We start from the raw sequence: 16823 nt of genomic DNA, 5'->3' as shown, positions 1-16823 counted from the left end.
GCCACGACCGACGTCCAGGATGCGACAAGACGAGCCTCGACGGTAGAGTCACCTCTGAGAAGTAATGACGCGAGCCCGCGAAGGTATCTACGTACTATGTCGCTTCAGACTGTCGCCTCGGTTGCCTTGCAGACGATATCGATAGAAGGACTCACGCTCGGTGGACTCATCCAACAGTACCTCATCCCAGTTGTGCTGTTCGTCGTTGGGGTAGCCGTGACGCTCGCACTGGGCCGACTCGTGCTCGTTCCGCTCGTCGACCGGGTACTCAGACAACAAGGCCACGACGAGACGGTTCGCAGCCTCTCCGACAGCATCATGGCGGCGGTCGTCTGGGTGCTCGCGCTCGCCGTCGGTCTCATGCTGGCCGGGTTCGGCACCGCCATCGCCGCGCTCGGCGTGTTCGGCGGGGCGCTCGCACTCGCCGTCGGGTTCGCCGCCCAGGACCTGCTCGGCAACTTCGTCGCCGGAATCTTCATCCTCAAGGACAAGCCGTTCGAGGTCGGCGACTGGATCGAAGTGGGCGACATCACGGGCCGCGTCGAGGATATCGACCTCAGGGTCACCCGCATCAGGACGTTCGACAACGAGCGCATCACCGTACCGAACGGCGAACTCGCCAACAACCCGCTGAAGAACCCGGTCGCCTACGACCGTCTCCGGCAGCAGTTCGTCTTCGGTATCGGTTACGAGGACGACATCGAACACGCCAAGGAAGCGATTCTCGACGAGGTCGGAGCGGTTCCCGAGGTGCTCTACGACCCCGCACCCGACGTCCGCGTGAACGAACTAGCGGACTCCTACGTCGGACTCAACACGCGCTTTTGGGTCGACAACCCGAACCGCTCGGACTTCGTCCGCGTCCAGTCCGACGTCGTCCAGAACGTCAAAGAGCGCCTCGACGCCGAGGGAATCGACATGCCGTACCCGTACCGCCAACTCACCGGCAGCGTCGACGTTGACGGCAGCGTAACGACGCAGGACGCACAGACACCCGCCGACGACTGAGCGGCAGAACGGAACGGGACTCGTGTTCTCTCTAACTTACTCGGCCAACCACGGTGCGAGGTCTGGTACCCGCTTTCTGACGGCTGCGTAGACGACGGCGACGACGAGTACCGCCGCGGTGAGCACTCGAACCGGGCCTTCGAAGAGAACGAGACCCGGAAGCGAGAAGAGAAGCGTCAACAGGAGGTCCTCCGGCGATCCGTCCCAGCGGACGAGCCGCTTCGGGCGGAGCCACCGGCCGAGCGGGTGGACGAACACCGCGTGTTCGGAGGTCTTCTCCCACGGCCGGAGTTCGTTGCCGCCGCAGAACCAGTCGGCGACGGAGTGGACCGCCGCCGAGAGAAAGAAGAAGAAGGCGGCGATCGTCACCGGCGACGGGGCGGCGACGGCGAGCACGGCCGCCGGAATCACGACGCCCCAGTAGTAGACCGGAAAGTGCAGCGTCTTGCGGTGAACGCCGACGAACAGGTCGAGATCCGGAAAGACGCCGCCGGCCATCGCCGCGAGGGCGACGAGCGGCGCGAGCTCCGGCGCGAAAACGGTGACCGGGGCGGCGATGACGACGCCGATTGCGATGTGAGTCGGACTCATCATCGCACCGTGGCCCTCACTGTCTCCGCTCCCGTCGGTCCAGCATCGGCGTCCCGTCGGCTCGGGGGCCGAGCATCGGTCCGTGCGGCCCCTCGTCGGGGTCGACGCGGCGGCGGGTCCGGTAGTCCGTCGACCGTTCGACCGGGGGGCGGCCGATGGCCGACAGCATCTCGACGTAGTCGTCGAACGAACGGAACTCGCCGTACTCGCCGCCGGCGCGCTTCGTAATCTCCTCGGAGAGAATCGTCCCCATGAAGTCGTTCGCGCCGCAGTTGAGCAGTTTGAGCCCCTTCGCGTCGCCGTACTTCACCCACGAGGACTGGACGTTGTCGACGTTGTCGAGGAACAGCCGGGAGACGGCGATGAGCAGTTCGTCCTCGTCGTCGGAGGCTCCGCCGGTGACGACGCCGCGTTCGTACAGCGGCGTCTGCTGGTGGACGAACGAGAGCGGAACGAACTCGGTGATGCCGCCGGTCCGGTCCTGCAGATCTCGAACCTCCTCGAGATGCATGACGCGGTGCATCTCGTTCTCGACGTGACCGTACATGATGGTCGCCGTCACGTCCAGTCCCGTCGAAATCGCGGCCTCCATCGCGTCGACCCACCCCTGCGAGTCGATTTTGCCGGGACAGATGACCTCGCGCACCTCGTCGACGAGAATCTCGGCCGCCGTTCCGGGCGCGGAGTCGAGGCCGGCGTCGCGGAGCTTTCTGTACACTGACTCGTAGGACCAGTCGGTGCCGCGGCGGGCGTGGTACGCTTCCTCGGGCGTCATCGAGTGGAGGTGGACGCCGCCGACCGACATCGCCGCCATCTGTTCGAGGTACGTCCCGGGGTCCGTCTCGTAGCGCTCGGGCGGTTTGTAGTTCACCGTCCGCGCGGCGTCGTCGTAGCCGCGGAGGATCTCGTGGTGCTCCTCGTCGAGTGCGAACGCCGGATGGAGGCCGGAGACGGAGGTGACCTCGTAGATGCCCATCTCGAGGCCGTCTTCGACGACGGCTCTCGATTCCGTGGGCGTCTTCGTGAACCCGCCGTGGTCGGCGTCGGAGTCGACCTCGAACGCGTGCGAGCTGTTCTTGAAGTTGCAGAACAGACAGCCGGTGTTACACGCCGTCGTCACGTTGTTGTTGAGATTGGCGACGAACGTCACGTCCTCGCCGACGACCTCGGCGCGGCGGCGGTCGGCGGCCTCCAGCACGAGTTCCTTACGCACGGGGTCGATGCCGTCCGAGTCGGTGCCGGTCGTCAGCAGTTCGACGCCGTCGTCGACGGTGAGCCGCTCTCCGTCTCGGGCTTTCGCCAGCGCGTTCTCGAACGACTGGTCGGTCTCCGGCACGTGTTCGAAATCGAACGCCGTCGGCCCGGTCGGACCGCGCCCGGCGTCCGGCGCTGGCGCGTCACGCATACAACAGGTCCACAGCGCCGAGGCGTAAAAGTCAGGTGGTAGTCGGCAACTCGGGACGCGACCGGATGTCGACGGCGGTGACTCGGTCGAGAGCTGCCCTCCGCATAAGCAGGTCTGCGGGCCGAAACGGGAATATAGTACTCCGTAGTTCCGAGACAGTCTCACGAGCAGTACGGTTCTCACATATAAAGCTTTTATATACCAGCATGGGGAGCCCCGAGCGAGAAGTGCCGGGGAGAACCCGCGCTGAGGGGGAGTACTCGATGAGACAGAAACCAGCGCTGTTCGTCGGCGGGGCGACACGGGATGAGTGTACTGTCCCGAACCGCAGCCGTTCGAGCGAGCGGTCGGAGCGACTGCGCGGATGACCCGCCCGTGGACGGCCCTCGCGAAGCTTCTCCGCCGGAGCATCGCCGCGAAGTACGTCCTCATTCTCGTCGCCGTCGCCGCCGTCATCGGCTCCTTCGGCGGCTACGCCTACGTCTACACGGGCGAGGAACTGGCCGACGAGACCGAGAGCAAGCTCACCTCGACGGCCGAACTGGAAGCCGACCGCCTCGACGAGTGGCTCACCGGCAAAATCATCGCGATGGACGCGATAGCCGACTCGGCCGCCTTCCAGGGCGACGACCGCGGGCAGATAAACCAGCGCCTGTACGAAATCGCCGAGCGCGATCCCGACGTCGCCGCCATCTACTACGTCGACACCGGGACGGGCGACGTCATCACAAGCACCGGCGACGCGCGGGTGGTCTCCGCAGAGAGCGTCCTCACGCGGTCGGGACAGAGCCGCATCGCGACGCTCGACGGCCATCTCAGAGACGAAGTGACGCTCTCGGAGCCGTTCCGGCCGTTCGAGGGATCGGCTCCCATCGTTCTCATCCGGACCGGCGTGCCGAACCGGGAGTCGCGCGCCATCGTCGCCGCGTTCAACCTCGACGACCTCTCGGAGTCGCAGGCGCACCAGCTCACAGAGTCGTATGCGACGGTCGTCAACACGAGCGGTACCGTCATCATGGCCGAAAACGGGAGTCGGATTCTCCGGGCGGACTCCATCGACCGCGCCCGCTTCGAGAACGACTCGGGCTTCGTACACGCGGAAAACGACGAAGGCGAGGCCATCGCCGTGGGGTACGCGGCGATGGAAACCCAAGACTGGGTGGTGACGACACGGATGAAACAACAGGACGCCTACGCGCTCCAGTCGACCGTCACGAGACAGTTCCTCTGGCTGCTCGCCGTCGTCCTCGCCGGCGCGGGACTGGTCGGTCTCACCATAGGACGCGACGTCGTCGTTTCGATACGCGACCTGGCGCAGTCGAGTCGCGCCCTCAGAGAGGGTGACCTCGACACCGAGGTGGACACGGCCCGCGTCGACGAACTCGGCGAACTCTACCACGCGTTCGACGAGATGCGCGTCTCGCTGAAGGCCGAAATCGACCACGCGCGGGCGTCGCGGCGGAGCGCCATCGAAGCGAGAGAGGCCGCCGAACGGGCACGCGCGGAGTCCGAACGGCTCCGGCTCCACCTCGAACGGACCGCGGAGCGGTACGGGGAGGTGATGGCGCAGTGCGCCGACGGCGACCTCGAACGCCGGGTCGACGTCGAGAGCGAGAGCCGCGCGATGGTGACCGTCGGCGAGTCGTTCAACGAGATGATGGACGACGTACAGGCCGCGAACGAGCGGATGGAAGCGTTCGCGACGGTTCTCTCGCACGACCTGCGGAACCCGCTCACGGTGGCGCTCGGGCGGGCGGAGATGCTGGGCGAGGAGTCCGACTCGCCGCACGTCGAACCGCTGGAGCGTTCGCTCGAACGGATGCGCGACATCATCGCCGACGCGCTCGTGTTGGCCCGCGACAGCAACGTCGAGGAGGTCTGCCGCCTCGACCTCGATTCGCAGGCGAGGCGGGCGTGGGCGCAGGTCGAAACCGGCGCGGCGACGCTGGCCGTCGACGCCGACCGGGACGTCGACGCCGACCCGAACTTGCTCGCACACGTCTTCGAGAACCTCTTCCGAAACGCCGTGGAACACGGCGGCCCCGAGGTGACCGTCCGGGTGTGCGACACGCAGAACGGGTTCGCCATCGAGGACGACGGGCCGGGGATTCCGCCCGCCGAGCGCGACGCGGTGTTCGAGACCGGCTACACGACGAATCGCGGCGGCGGCGGAACCGGGTTCGGCCTCACCATCGTCGAGCGAATCGTCGACGCCCACGGTTGGGGCGTCTCCGTCGGCCAGAGCGAAACCGGCGGAGCGCGCTTCGAGTTCGACACCGAGAGTGGGCCGTGTTCCGACGTCGTGGGCGCGAACGGCGAAAGCGGCGCTCGCTGAGGGCGCGAACGGCGAAAGCGACCGCCGCGGAGGTCGTCTCTATCCGGTTCTGAGAACTATATACGCCCAATAGCAACCGCTTTAGTAGGTATTTCGGAACGTCTAGCCGATGGGGGAAGAAGACGATATGATGAACGGTTCCGGGCGGCGGCGGTTCGTCGGCGCCGCGCTCGGCGGCGGGCTGGCCGCGGTGTGCGGCTGTCTCGGTCGGGGCGAACGGAATCGGGTAGATTCGTCGCCGGCGACAACGAGCGACCCGGCGCTCTCGGGCACGATTCACGTCTCGGGCAGCAGCACGGTCTATCCGCTGACGGTCGCCGTCGGCGAACAGTTCTCCGCACAGTATCCGGACGTGTCGATATCGGTGAGTCCCACCGGAACCGGCGGCGGGTTCAAGCAGTTCTTCTGTCGAGGGAAAGCGAGCATCAACGACGCGAGCAGGTCGATTTCGTCCGAGGAATCGGGGCAGTGCGACCGCAACGAGGTCGATCCGCTGGAACTCCGCGTCGCGACGGACGCGCTGACCGTCGTCGTCAACACCGACGCCGACTGGGTCGACTGCATCACGACCGAGCAACTGGCGGCGATGTGGCGGACCGACGGGGCGACGCAGTGGAGCGACGTCGACCCCGACTGGCCGGACGAACCGGTCGAACTGCACGGGCCGACGTCGGATTCGGGGACGTTCGACTACTTCGCCGAGGCGGTGATCGGCGAGGTCGACGACCACCGAACGGACTACGAGGGAACGGAGTACGACAACGCGATAATCCAGTCGGTCAGCGAGTCGACGTACGCCGTCGGTTATCTCGGCTACGCGTACTACCTCCAGAACAGGGAGGCGGTGAAAGCGCTCGGCATCGACGACGGCGACGGCTGCGTGAAACCGTCGCCGGCGACGGCGCAAGGCGGCGAGTACACTCCGCTGTCGCGACCGCTTTTCATCTACGTCGCCGAGAACGAACTCTCGCGCCCGGAACTCCGCGCGTTCGTCACCTACTACATCGAACGGGCGGGGTCGTCGCTCGTCAGCGACATCGGGTACGTCCCGCTGACCGAGTCGGGCGTCGAGACGGGACTGGAGCGCCTCGAAGGGGCGGCCGAGGCGGGTGAGCGATGACCGACCGGATTCGCGTCCTCCACGTCGACGACGACCCAGCGCTGCTCGACGTGGTGGCGAGCCTCATCGAGCACAAGTGCGACGACCTGTCTGTCACGTCGGTCGAACGCCCTCAGAGCGCGTTGACGCTCCTCGAGAGCGGCCCGTTCGACTGTCTCGTAAGCGATTACCGGATGCCGACGATGAACGGGCTCCAACTGCGCGACGCGGTCTGCGAATCGCACCCGACGCTGCCGTTTCTCCTCTTCACGAACGTGCCTCACATAGAACTCGACCGGCCGATTCCGCGACAGCATTACCTCGAAAAGAGCGGTCCCGACCAGTTCGAGGCCTTGGCGGCGCGCGTCGTCCGTCTGGTCGAAGAGCGGGTACTGGACTGCAACGGTCACTCGACGAGTACCGGCCCCTGAGACGGCGCGCCCGCAGCGGGAGCGTCCGGGCTCAGTCGTGGACGAGCAGGGTTGCCTGTTCGCAACCGGACGCGAGAGCGCTCTGGCTCTCGGTAGTCGGCGACCCACGTCGCCGAGAACACCCCACGAACGTGTTCATTTCCCGGATGTATCTGGTCCGAATCCGCACAGAAGTGAAAGTTACTTACCGTGCGCCCCTCCGTGTCTACCTATGACGAGCGTCAAGGAGTTCCGCGTGGCCGAGGAACCGACAGCCGACTCGCTCGGGCGGGGCAGTTTCGTCTTCACTGACGACTACTCCGTCTTCGATTGGGGGAAGATGCCCGACGAGATTCCGGGAAAAGGAGCGAGCCTCTGTACTATGGGCGCGTACAACTTCGAGTTACTCGACGTCAACCACATCCCGACGCACTATCGGGGAATCGTCGAGGGCGGCGAGGAACTCGAACTCGGCGAGACGACCGAGACCCCCCGTGAAATGGCTATCGACCTCGCACAGGTTCCGAACCTCCGCTACGACGACGGCTACGACTACGACGGGTTCTACGACGCCGTCGGGAACAACTACCTGATACCGCTCGAAATCGTCTTCCGGAACACCGTTCCCGTCGGATCGAGTCTCCGTTCGCGCGGCGATCCCGCCGACTACGGCCTCGACTACGAGTCGTGGCCCGACGAAGCCGTCGGCCTCCCGCAGCCGGTCGTCGAGTTCTCGACGAAGTTCGAAGAGCGCGACCGCTACCTCTCGCGGAGCGAGGCCGACGAGATCTCGGGTCCGGCCGGGATCGACCGTCTCGAAGAGCTGGCGCTCGCGGTGAACCACATCCTCACCGACCGCGCCGAACGGGCGGGGCTCGTCCACGAGGACGGCAAAATCGAGTGTCTCTACCACGACGGAACCATCAAAGTCGCCGACGTGGTCGGCACGTTCGACGAGAACCGGTTCAGCTACGACGGCCAGGAGATGTCGAAGGAGGTCGTCCGCCAGTACTATAAGCGCGAACGCCCCGAGTGGGTCGACGCAGTCAGCGAGGCGAAAGCCGAGGCGGACCACCGCGACGACCCCGACTGGCGCGCGCTGTGCGACACCGAGCCACCGGCGCTGCCGGACTCGGTCGTCGAGACCGTCTCGGAGATGTACGCCGCGGGGACGAACGCGTACACGAACTACGACTGGTTCGACGCGCCGGAACTCGACGAAGCGGTCGACGCGGTTCGGAATCTCTGACGCGGATTCGTGCGGTGAGACCGGTGCGGGGGGCTCAGTCGTCGCTCGGTTCGACCGCCTTCTGCAGCGACTGCGGCAGTTTCCCGTCGACGGGGCGGTCGGGGTTCGCCGCCTGCGCTTCCTTCGAGAGACCGAGTTGGTAGTCGATATCCTCGCTGTCGCGGAGGCTCGTCCGCCCCCGGTGGACGCTCAGGGCACCGTCGAGATGCAGCTTCACCGCTTCGAGCAGCGCGTCGGCTTCGAGCGGCTGCCCGCGGGCTTTGATTTCGCCGACCGACGCGTCGTCGGGCACGTCGAACGCCCGCTGGGTGATGATGGGTCCCTGGTCGAGGTCCGTCGTCACGTAGTGAGCGGTGACGCCCGCGATTCTGACGCCGCCTTCCTTCGCCTGACGGTAGGCGGCCGCGCCGGGGAACGACGGGAGGAGACTCGGGTGGATGTTGATGATGCGGTCCTCGTAGCGGAAGACGACGTTCGGCGAGAGGATGCGCATGTAGCGCGCGAGGACGATGAGGTCCACGTCGTACTCGTCGAGCAGGTCGAGCAGTTCGGCTTCGTCGGCCCCGCCTTTCTTGTCGCCGATGTCGTGGAACGGGACGTTGTAGTGGTCCGCCAGCGGTTGGAGATCGTCGTGGTTGCCGATGACGACGCCGATCTCGGCGTCGAGTTCGTCGTTGGCCCACGCCTCGAACAGCGCCTCCAGACAGTGCGATTCCTTCGTCACGAGCACGGCGAGGCGCTTCGTCTCGCGGTCGGAGGGGAACCGGACTCGAATCTCGACGCCGAGTTCGGTTGCGAGGTCGTCGAGCGTCGAGCGTAGCGTCTCGGAGGTGCACACCATCTCGCTGGTGTCGGCGTGTAACGTCATCCGGAAGATACCCTCGCGGACGGCCTGGTCGATATCTTCGATGTTGATGCTGCGGTCGAATAGAAGCGACGTAATACGCGCGACGAGGCCCGTCTTGTCCTCGCCGATGACAGTAATTTCGGTCAACTCACGGGTCATGCTCTCATCACCTGAAAACCGGGAGTGAACACGTGGTAATGTGGAGCATAACTGAGGATACGTCTTCCGTTCGTGGCAACAACCCGAACGTCTTCGACTCCGTTGCCGTGTCCTAGATGGTTCGTATCCCTCGAATTCGGCGAAAGTGGAGATTTCCCGCGTCAAGGGTCATGAACTATCGAACGCGTCGACGCTGCGGGAAACTCGCTCACTCTGGCCGCCGGATTGTACACAAACGTGTCTATTGGAGAGTATCCAAAAGCCATTTTACCCACGACCGCGCAGAGTCGGACGATGACCGCGTACACCGCGACGGTGACCGTCCGACTGAAGCGTGGCGTGTTGGACCCCGAGGCGGAGACGACCAAGCGCGCCCTCGAACGGCTGGGCTTCGAACTGGAGGGGCTACGCTCGGCGGACCGTTTCGAGGTGGACGTCGACGCCGACTCCGCCGCGGACGCCGAGGAACGAGCCGACGAGATGGCCGAACGACTGCTCGCGAACCCGACCATCCACGACTACGACGTGGTGGTCGAGGAAGCCGAATGACGGTCGCAGTCTCCGCGACTACCACCGTCGTCTCGTCACACCGGAGGTGCCTACGGTGACGGTCGCAGTCGTGCAGTTCGGCGGGTCGAACTGCGACCGCGACGCCGTCGCGGCGCTCACCCACCTCGGCATCGACGCCGAACGCGTCTGGCACGAGGACGGGCTGCCCGAGGGCGCGACGGGCGTACTGCTGCCCGGCGGGTTCTCCTACGGCGACTACCTCCGCGCGGGGGCGATGGCCGCGCAGTCGCCGATCATGAACGAGGTCCGCGACGCCGCCGAACACGGCGTGCCCGTGCTGGGCGTCTGCAACGGCGCACAGATCGGCTGTGAGTCGGGGCTGACGGACGGCGCGTTCACGACGAACCGGAGCGCCCGTTTCCAGTGCGAGCGCGTCTACCTGCGGGTCGAGAACGCCGACACGCCGTGGACCGCCGCCTACGACGAGGGCGAGGTCATCGAAGTCCCCATCGCCCACGGCGAGGGGCGCTTCGAGATTTCGACCGAGAAGTACGAGGCGCTCGAAGCGGCCGACCGCGTGCTGTTCCGCTACTGCGACGCCGACGGCAACGTTACCGACGAGGCGAATCCCAACGGGTCGACGGGCAACGTCGCCGGCATTCTGGGCGAGCGAGTCGGCGTCGCGGTGTTGATGCCGCACCCCGAGCGAGCGACGCTGGCCGACGTCGGCGGCACCGACGGCGCGGGAATCCTCCAAGGGTTCGCCTGAGCGAGCGAGTCAGTCGCTCGAATCCAGCGGAAAAGCGGGCGTCGGACGACGTACTGACTCCGAGAGAACGAGTGTGGCGGCGCTGTTGTCCCGTCGAATAGTGCAGCGGCGGTTGCAGGCCTACGTCGTGACGGGCACCGGCGAGTCGGTGGATATCCAGCCTTCGACGTTCTGCTCTTCGCGTATCTCCAGCCAGCCGTCGGAGCAGTATATCGCCTTGTAGCTTCGTTGCGTCTGTTTCATGGTCGAGATAGTCGAGACGGCCGCCGAGGCGGCGCGTCGCCGCCGCGCAACCGTTCGACTGCTACGTTCGCGTACTACGATATCCGGTATCACTATGAGCGGCCTACGCGGGGGTAAACGACCGCTTACAACAGTGTGCGAGTCGTTACCATTCCGTCGAGAACGTGACCAGAACGCTACGCCGTCTCGCCTTCTGAGTTTGCGAGTCGCCCGCTCACTTCGCCAGCGGCATCGCGTAACTCGTCTCCTCTTCGACGACGGCGCGCCACGTCCCCTTGCAGTCGCAGTCGACCTGCTCGAACACGGAGGGGTCCTGTCGGAGGTCGAAATCCTTGATGGCCTTCTGGACGAGGTCGTCGCATTCGCCGCAGTTGTGCGGGCCGCGGTCGGAGCCGTGGCCGACGGGGTCGGAGACGACGATGGCGTCGGCGTCGGCAGTGTCGCGCAGCACCTCGGCGACCGACCAGAGCCACGGCGGACGGTAGCCGCCGCGGAAGTGGAGCTCGTCGACCATCGTGTAGCGCTGGACGTTGCAGGGGTTCATCGAGACGGTGTGGGCGTACTCCGCGCAGCGCCGGATGGAGGATTTCATGTCCTCGATGGCCTCCGACTCCGAGAGGAACGGCGGCTTCATCAGGAGGTAGGCTTTGATGCCCGCGCCCGCGGCGTCGGCCTCCTCGCTCGCCGCGACGAAGTCCTCGAAGGCGAAGTACTTGTTCACGCAGTCGCGGCGGACGCGGTCGGTCGCGGTTTCGAGGCCGACGGCGACGTCGGTGTCCAGTCCCCGCGAGACGAAGTCGTCGAGTTTCTCGCGGTCGACGAAGTCCGGCAGCGACTCGACGACGATGCGTTCGCGGTCCGCGAACGTCTCCGCGATGGCGTCTCGGGTCTCGGCGGGCACTTCACGCTCGTCGAGGAACGACCCGGAGGTGTAGATTTTGATGAGCGGCGACTGCTCGTCGGCGCGTTCTTCCTCGTGGTCGAGACAGACCTGAATCTGGTCCATCAGCGCCTCGTGTTCGACGGTGCCGCCTTCGACGGATTCGGCGACGTAGCCGCACATCGTACAGCCGCCGGCGCGCGCCCACCGACAGCCGCCGGTGTTGAGGATGATGGTGAGCGACTGGTAGACGCCGCTCGGCGTGTTGTCCTCGTCGATCCAGACGCGGGTCGGTTCGTGCGGATCGTAGTGTTTCTCCTTCAGGCCTCGAATCTCGCGCATCACCTTGTTGTGCGCGTCCATTCCGCGTCCCCGTTCGTACACGTCGGGACTTGGTTCACTCATTGCGCCGGAGTAATCCGTCCGCGGGTATATCGGCTTCGTCTGGGCGGAGCGTCGACGGTGGTGATTCGGTCGAGCGCCCGCTGCGGCGCGAGGTCCGAGAGCGCTGGAGGAGAGCCGGCGGCGCTACCGGCGGGCGACGAGTTCGACGCTTGGCATGGCGAAGGTGCTCGGAGACTGTATTTAAATTGACACGCCACCTGTGAGTCAGCTCGCAGAACACTCCCGGCGAGCAACCGAGAGGGGCCACAGTTCTCGATTCGGCGGCCGAGACGTCGTCCGCGCTCCGTCCGCCGGCACCCCCTCCACCGGAGCAATTCACACGCGGAACCCTCACCGGACGTATGCGCCGACGCGCGCTCCTCGCAGCGGTCGCCACGATCGCCCCGTGGACGCCCCCGGACGGTACGAACTCACCGTCGAGACGGAGTCGCGCGCGTCGACGACGAACTGTACGCCGGGTAGGTCGACCGCAGATTCATACGCTTCGACCGCCGAGACCGAGATATGCGACGACGTCGACTGCTCGGAGTTCTCGCCGCCGGGTCGGTCGGCGTCCCCGGATGCGGGGAGAGAGCCCACCGCTCGGACGACACGCCGGCGCGACAGCCCGCCCACACCGCCGGCTCGTATCGGGGCGGTGGCCCGATGCTCGCCGAACCACATGGCGTGCGGATTCGAAACGCGGGAGTCGACGAGCGGTACGTGACAGTCGCTATCGACGCTATCGAGCGCACCCGAAGCGCGAGTGGTTCCATCGGTGAGGCGACCGAGGTGTTCAGTACCAGCGAGACGCTCACGCGCGCCGAGTCGGTCGTCTATTCGGGGTTGGTCGGCAGCGCCGGTACGTATCGGTTCTTCGTCGAAACGGCGGACGGGGTGCGAACCGTCTACGACTGGGTCGTCGAGGGCGCGCGGAGCAACCTCGACGTCGCCCTCGACGAGAGCGGAATCCGATTCACGCCGGTCGTCACCTGCGCTCAGGCGTGTCCGCCCGTCTCTCTCCTGCCGCGGCCCGAAGGTGCGCCGGGCACCGAGTCCGACGGAGACGACCCCGAGAGCGACACGACGTCCACCGCGTTCGGACCCGACCCGAGTTTTCGTCTGGAGAACCGAAGCGTCGGGTGGCGAACGGTCCATCTCGCGTTCGCTTCGTCGGTCGAGACCAGCGTCTCGCGGTATCGAGTCCCTCCCGACGCTCGCCTCGTCCTCCCGGTCGGTCGGCGTGAGCGAACCCTCTCGGTGAGGGTCGACAGCGAAACCGCGACCGCACGGGCGAGGTGGCCGACGGTCGTTCCACACCTCCCGGCCGTCGTCGACGAGGAGGCCGTCACCTTCGGGTGCGGCTCGGACAGCAGTCGGTGTCACCTCGTGAACGACGATGACGAGGTACACGACCTGCGAGTTCGCATCGAGCCGCTGGCCGACCGGACGCGAGCGGCGGAACGTCGCTATCGACTCGAACCGGGGGAGACGGCGACGGACGCCGAACTGTTCGCCCGCCTCGGCCCGTTCTCGCTGGTCGTCGAGACCGACCACGGGTCGCGCGAGCGGTACGGGTGGCTCACCTGTCCGGCCGTCGGCCCCTGGTACGTCGTCGTCGACGCCGACGGCCGCGTCAGCGTGTCACAGCCGCCACCGTCGGGGTCGCCGGGATCGCCGGGATCGCCGGGATCGGCGGAGTCGGACCGCCGGTAAACCCCATCGTTACGGAGATTCAAGAAGAACGCTTGACCCTTTAGGGTCGGGATGAGTCCGACTCGCGTCCGACGACCAGTGCGAGACCGAACGCGAAGACGACCCAGAGTCCGGCCCCGAGCGCCGCACCCACACCGTTTGCGACGGCGTCGAGGAGGTCGAACTGGCGAGCGGGGACGAGCCCCTGCACGAGTTCGATACCGAGTCCGTAGACCGACCCACCGACGAAGCCGCCGAGGGACGCGCGCTGGACCCGCGTCGAGAGCGCGTGCGAGAGCGTTCCGGCGACGACTGCGTAGGCGGCGGCGTGTAACCACTTGTCCGCGCCGACGAGCCCGAACGGGCCGAGCGCCGGGACGCCGTCGCTCGGCGGCGTGACGACGGAGGCGACGAAGACGCCGCCGGCGACAACGACGACGGCGGCCCAGCGGAGACGGGGCGGGAGCAGCGACGGGCGAGCGGCGGTGTGCGACGGGGCCGGAGCCATCGCCTCCGAGTGGTTTCGCCGCTCGAATAAGCCTCCCGCTCCGTCGTCGGTAGCGCAAGGAGCAGGTTTCGTGTCTCCGGAAAACCCGCTGACTGCGGCGTGTGTAACCGAATGTAGTTACGCCGTCGTGACAACAGTTAACGAAGTAGGGGCCCATTATAATCATAGTACCTTACAATGACTGAACTCGGCGGATTCCAAGACCACGTAGGACAGGTCGACCTCACATCGGGTGAGGTGGCCTACCGAGGCATCGACGACGAGGACGCGCGCAAGTACATCGGCGCGCGCGGCCTCGGCGTGAAGTACGTCTTCGACGCCGGCCCGGACGTCGACCCGGACGGCCCGGAGAATCGGCTTGCGTTCATGAATGGCCCGCTGACGGGCACTCAGACGGTGATGAGCGGCCGCATCGCCGTCGTCACGAAGTCGCCGCTCACCGGCACGGTGACCGACTCCCACCACGGCGGTTGGTCCGGCGCGCGACTCAAGTGGTCCGGCTTCGACGGCCTCCTGTTCGACGGTAAGGCCGAGAAACCGGTGTACGCGTACGTCGAAGACGGCGAAGTCGAACTCCGCGACGCCTCCCATCTGTGGGGGAAGGGCGTCCACGACACCATCGAAGCCATCGACGAGGAAGTCGACGGCTCCATCGGCAAGAACGTCTCCGTGATGGCAATCGGCCCCGGCGGCGAGAACGGCGTGCGCTACGCCTGCATCGTCAACGAGGACGACCGCGCGTCCGGTCGCGGCGGCACCGGCTGCGTGATGGGGTCGAAGAACCTCAAAGCGGTCGTCGTCAAATCCGGCACCCGGATGCCGAAACCCGCGGACCCCGAGACGTTCCAGAAGGGCTACCAGCAGGGGATGCAGGCCATCCAGGAGTCCGACGTCACCGCGCCGAACGAGGGCGGCCTCTCGATGTACGGGACGAACGTCCTGATGAACATCACCGAGGAGATGGACGGCCTCCCGACGAGAAACGGCAAGTATACCTCGACGCGGAGTTTCTCCGAGAGCGAGGGCACGACCATCGACGCCGAGGAGATCTCCGGCGAGAACGTCCGCGAGAACATCCTCGTCGACGAGCCGACGTGTCACTCCTGTCCCGTCGCCTGTAAGAAGGAAGTCGAGGTGACGACGATGCACAAGGGCGAGGAGATGAACGTCCGCATGGAGTCGTACGAGTACGAGTCGGCGTACGCGCTCGGCCCGAACTCGGGCCACACCGAGCGCGACGACATCGCGCTGATGATCGACCGCTGCAACGACATGGGCATCGACACCATCGAGGTGGGCAACATGATGGCCATGGCGATGGAGATGTCCGAGGAGGGCAAACTCAACGACGTCGGCACGCTCGACTGGGGCGACTCCGAGACGATGGTCGACCTCATCGAGCAGATCTCGCACCGCGAGGAGGGCCTTCCGGACCTGCTCGCCGAGGGTGCAAAGCGCATCGCCGACCAGAAAGGCGCCGAGGACAACTCGCTGGCGGTCAAGGGCCAGACGATTCCGGCGTACGACCCGCGCTGCATGAAGGGGATGGGCATCGCCTACGCCACCTCGAACCGCGGGGCGTGCCACCTGCGCGCCTACACCCCGGCCGCCGAGATTCTCGGCGTCCCGGAGAAGGTCGACCCCTACGCGTGGGAGGGCAAGGGCGAACTCACCGCCACGTTCCAGAACCTCCACGCCATCTCCGACAGCTTCGACATCTGCAAGTTCAACGCCTTCGCGGAGGGCATCGAGGAGTACGTCATGCAGTACAACGGCATGACCGGGCTCGACGTGACCGAAGACGAACTCATCGAGGCGGGCGAGCGCGTCTACAACCTCGAACGTTACTACAACAACCTCGCGGGCTTCGACGGCGCGGACGACTCGCTGCCAGCGCGGTTCCTCGACGGTGAAGGCGGCATCCCCGGACAGGGTGCCTCCGAGGGCGAATTCTGCGAACTCGACGAGATGAAAGAGGAGTACTACAGCCACCGCGGCTGGGTCGACGGCGTCGTCCCCGACGAGAAACTCGACGCGTTGGAGATCGACATCGGTCCCGGCACGGGCGTCAAAAGCGGCAGCGACTCCGCAGCCCCCGCCGACGACTGAGCGAGCTATCAGAAACCGAACTTTTTTGCGCGGTTCGAGCGACCGAGAGCCATGAGTGAACGCCCTCCAGCGGACGACGGAGAGAGCGCGCTGAACGCCACCGAGGCAGTGGCCGCGTACAAGCCACTCGTCGCCGTCCTCGTCGGTCTCGCCGTCGTCGCCCTCGCGGTTGCCAACCCGCCAGTACTACTCGCACTTGCGAGCGTACTCCCACAACTCGTCGTTGCCTACCTGCTGTATCGACTGGTCAAGGAGGTCGCTCGTGTCGCCGACGCGCTCGAATAGGGCGAAAGCATGTCTCGTCCAATTCAGGCCAACGTCTCGGAAAGCGAACGCTTTTGTGACACTCGTCGGACAGTCTGTCCGTGAGCGCAAACACGTCGCCGCCCTCCGTCTACGACCTCCTTAACCGATTCGGCCCGTATCTCACGGTCGCCGTCGTGGTACTGCTCCTGCTCGTCGCCCTCGGGTTCAGAGAGTTCCTCGTTGTCGTCTGGTTCCTCTTCGCGTCGGTGTCACTGTACTTCGTCTACCGCTTCCTGCTCGCGTTCGAGCGAATCGCCGACGCCGCACAGCGATTCGCCGCCGTCCGGGAACGGGAGGCCGACGAACGTCCGTGAAC

Annotated in this window: 17 protein-coding genes; 11 read left to right on the top strand and 6 right to left on the bottom strand. The window is 65.9% G+C overall.

The features are described 5' to 3' along the window. Positions 1–96: 96 nt before the first annotated feature. Positions 97–1008 carry a mechanosensitive ion channel family protein gene (locus tag LAQ73_RS09900; protein ID WP_224268126.1) on the top strand — a complete coding sequence of 304 codons (912 nt, stop codon included), beginning with the start codon at positions 97–99 and terminating at the stop codon, positions 1006–1008. 36 nt (positions 1009–1044) lie between these two features. On the opposite strand, the gene LAQ73_RS09895 is transcribed toward LAQ73_RS09900, so the two are convergent. Together LAQ73_RS09895 and cofH are read right to left on the bottom strand one after the other, a co-directional pair. Next, entirely contained in the window at positions 1045–1602 is a 558-nt protein-coding gene (locus tag LAQ73_RS09895) for a metal-dependent hydrolase (RefSeq protein ID WP_224268125.1), read from the bottom strand. 13 nt (positions 1603–1615) lie between these two features. After that, positions 1616–3004 carry a 7,8-didemethyl-8-hydroxy-5-deazariboflavin synthase subunit CofH gene (gene cofH / locus LAQ73_RS09890; protein ID WP_224268124.1) on the bottom strand — a complete coding sequence of 463 codons (1389 nt, stop codon included), beginning with the start codon at positions 3002–3004 and terminating at the stop codon, positions 1616–1618. A gap of 310 nt (positions 3005–3314) precedes the next feature. Between cofH and LAQ73_RS09885 the strand changes: the two genes are divergently transcribed. The 4 genes from LAQ73_RS09885 to LAQ73_RS09870 all read left to right on the top strand — a co-directional run bounded on the left by LAQ73_RS09885 (position 3315) and on the right by LAQ73_RS09870 (position 8097). Continuing rightward, positions 3315–5339 carry an ATP-binding protein gene (locus tag LAQ73_RS09885; RefSeq protein WP_224268123.1) on the top strand — a complete coding sequence of 675 codons (2025 nt, stop codon included), beginning with the start codon at positions 3315–3317 and terminating at the stop codon, positions 5337–5339. 109 nt (positions 5340–5448) lie between these two features. Next, the gene (locus LAQ73_RS09880; RefSeq protein WP_224268122.1) at positions 5449–6459 is read left to right on the top strand and encodes a PstS family phosphate ABC transporter substrate-binding protein; all 1011 of its coding nucleotides are present in this window, start codon (positions 5449–5451) and stop codon (positions 6457–6459) included. Then, positions 6456–6869: a response regulator gene (locus LAQ73_RS09875; RefSeq protein ID WP_224268121.1), complete on the top strand. Its 414-nt coding sequence runs from the start codon at positions 6456–6458 to the stop codon at positions 6867–6869. The genes LAQ73_RS09880 and LAQ73_RS09875 overlap by 4 nt, the downstream gene beginning before the upstream one ends. Before the next feature lie 211 nt (positions 6870–7080). Next, positions 7081–8097 carry a phosphoribosylaminoimidazolesuccinocarboxamide synthase gene (locus tag LAQ73_RS09870; RefSeq protein WP_224268120.1) on the top strand — a complete coding sequence of 339 codons (1017 nt, stop codon included), beginning with the start codon at positions 7081–7083 and terminating at the stop codon, positions 8095–8097. Between the two features lie 34 nt (positions 8098–8131). On the opposite strand, the gene LAQ73_RS09865 is transcribed toward LAQ73_RS09870, so the two are convergent. After that, on the bottom strand, positions 8132–9103 hold the full coding sequence (locus LAQ73_RS09865; protein ID WP_224268119.1) for a formyltetrahydrofolate deformylase: 972 nt from the start codon (positions 9101–9103) through the stop codon (positions 8132–8134). A gap of 294 nt (positions 9104–9397) precedes the next feature. On the opposite strand from LAQ73_RS09865, the gene purS reads away from it, so the two are divergent. Both purS and purQ read left to right on the top strand, forming a co-directional pair. Continuing rightward, positions 9398–9652 (top strand): phosphoribosylformylglycinamidine synthase subunit PurS, encoded by a 255-nt coding sequence (gene purS, locus LAQ73_RS09860; protein WP_224268118.1) that lies wholly within the window; start codon positions 9398–9400, stop codon positions 9650–9652. 55 nt (positions 9653–9707) lie between these two features. After that, positions 9708–10382, top strand: coding sequence for a phosphoribosylformylglycinamidine synthase I (gene purQ / locus LAQ73_RS09855; RefSeq protein WP_224268117.1), 675 nt, complete (start codon positions 9708–9710; stop codon positions 10380–10382). 120 nt (positions 10383–10502) lie between these two features. Here purQ and LAQ73_RS17630 read toward each other — a convergent pair whose 3' ends face one another. Beyond that, complete coding sequence (locus tag LAQ73_RS17630; RefSeq protein WP_255634756.1) at positions 10503–10625, bottom strand: hypothetical protein; 123 nt, start codon at positions 10623–10625, stop codon at positions 10503–10505. Between the two features lie 214 nt (positions 10626–10839). Further along, positions 10840–11910 (bottom strand): archaeosine biosynthesis radical SAM protein RaSEA, encoded by a 1071-nt coding sequence (locus LAQ73_RS09850; RefSeq protein WP_224268116.1) that lies wholly within the window; start codon positions 11908–11910, stop codon positions 10840–10842. A gap of 504 nt (positions 11911–12414) precedes the next feature. Here LAQ73_RS09850 and LAQ73_RS09845 point away from each other — a divergent pair. Beyond that, positions 12415–13605 carry an Ig-like domain-containing protein gene (locus tag LAQ73_RS09845; RefSeq protein WP_224268115.1) on the top strand — a complete coding sequence of 397 codons (1191 nt, stop codon included), beginning with the start codon at positions 12415–12417 and terminating at the stop codon, positions 13603–13605. Positions 13606–13645: 40 nt separating this feature from the next. Here the strand turns inward: LAQ73_RS09845 and LAQ73_RS09840 are convergent, their stop codons facing one another. After that, positions 13646–14092: a VanZ family protein gene (locus tag LAQ73_RS09840; RefSeq protein ID WP_224268114.1), complete on the bottom strand. Its 447-nt coding sequence runs from the start codon at positions 14090–14092 to the stop codon at positions 13646–13648. A gap of 177 nt (positions 14093–14269) precedes the next feature. Between LAQ73_RS09840 and LAQ73_RS09835 the strand changes: the two genes are divergently transcribed. The 3 genes from LAQ73_RS09835 (at position 14270) to LAQ73_RS09825 (ending at position 16821) form a co-directional block, all read left to right on the top strand. After that, positions 14270–16201 (top strand): aldehyde ferredoxin oxidoreductase family protein, encoded by a 1932-nt coding sequence (locus tag LAQ73_RS09835; protein ID WP_224268113.1) that lies wholly within the window; start codon positions 14270–14272, stop codon positions 16199–16201. Positions 16202–16252: 51 nt separating this feature from the next. Next, positions 16253–16486, top strand: a complete 234-nt coding sequence (locus LAQ73_RS09830) for a hypothetical protein (protein WP_224268112.1) — start codon at positions 16253–16255, stop codon at positions 16484–16486. Positions 16487–16566: 80 nt separating this feature from the next. Further along, the gene (locus LAQ73_RS09825) at positions 16567–16821 is read left to right on the top strand and encodes a DUF8066 domain-containing protein (RefSeq protein ID WP_224268111.1); all 255 of its coding nucleotides are present in this window, start codon (positions 16567–16569) and stop codon (positions 16819–16821) included. Positions 16822–16823 lie beyond the last annotated feature (2 nt).

This window comes from Haloprofundus salinisoli (assembly GCF_020097815.1).
Taxonomy (GTDB): domain Archaea; phylum Halobacteriota; class Halobacteria; order Halobacteriales; family Haloferacaceae; genus Haloprofundus; species Haloprofundus salinisoli.
This window is presented reverse-complemented; position numbering and strand designations above follow the sequence as displayed.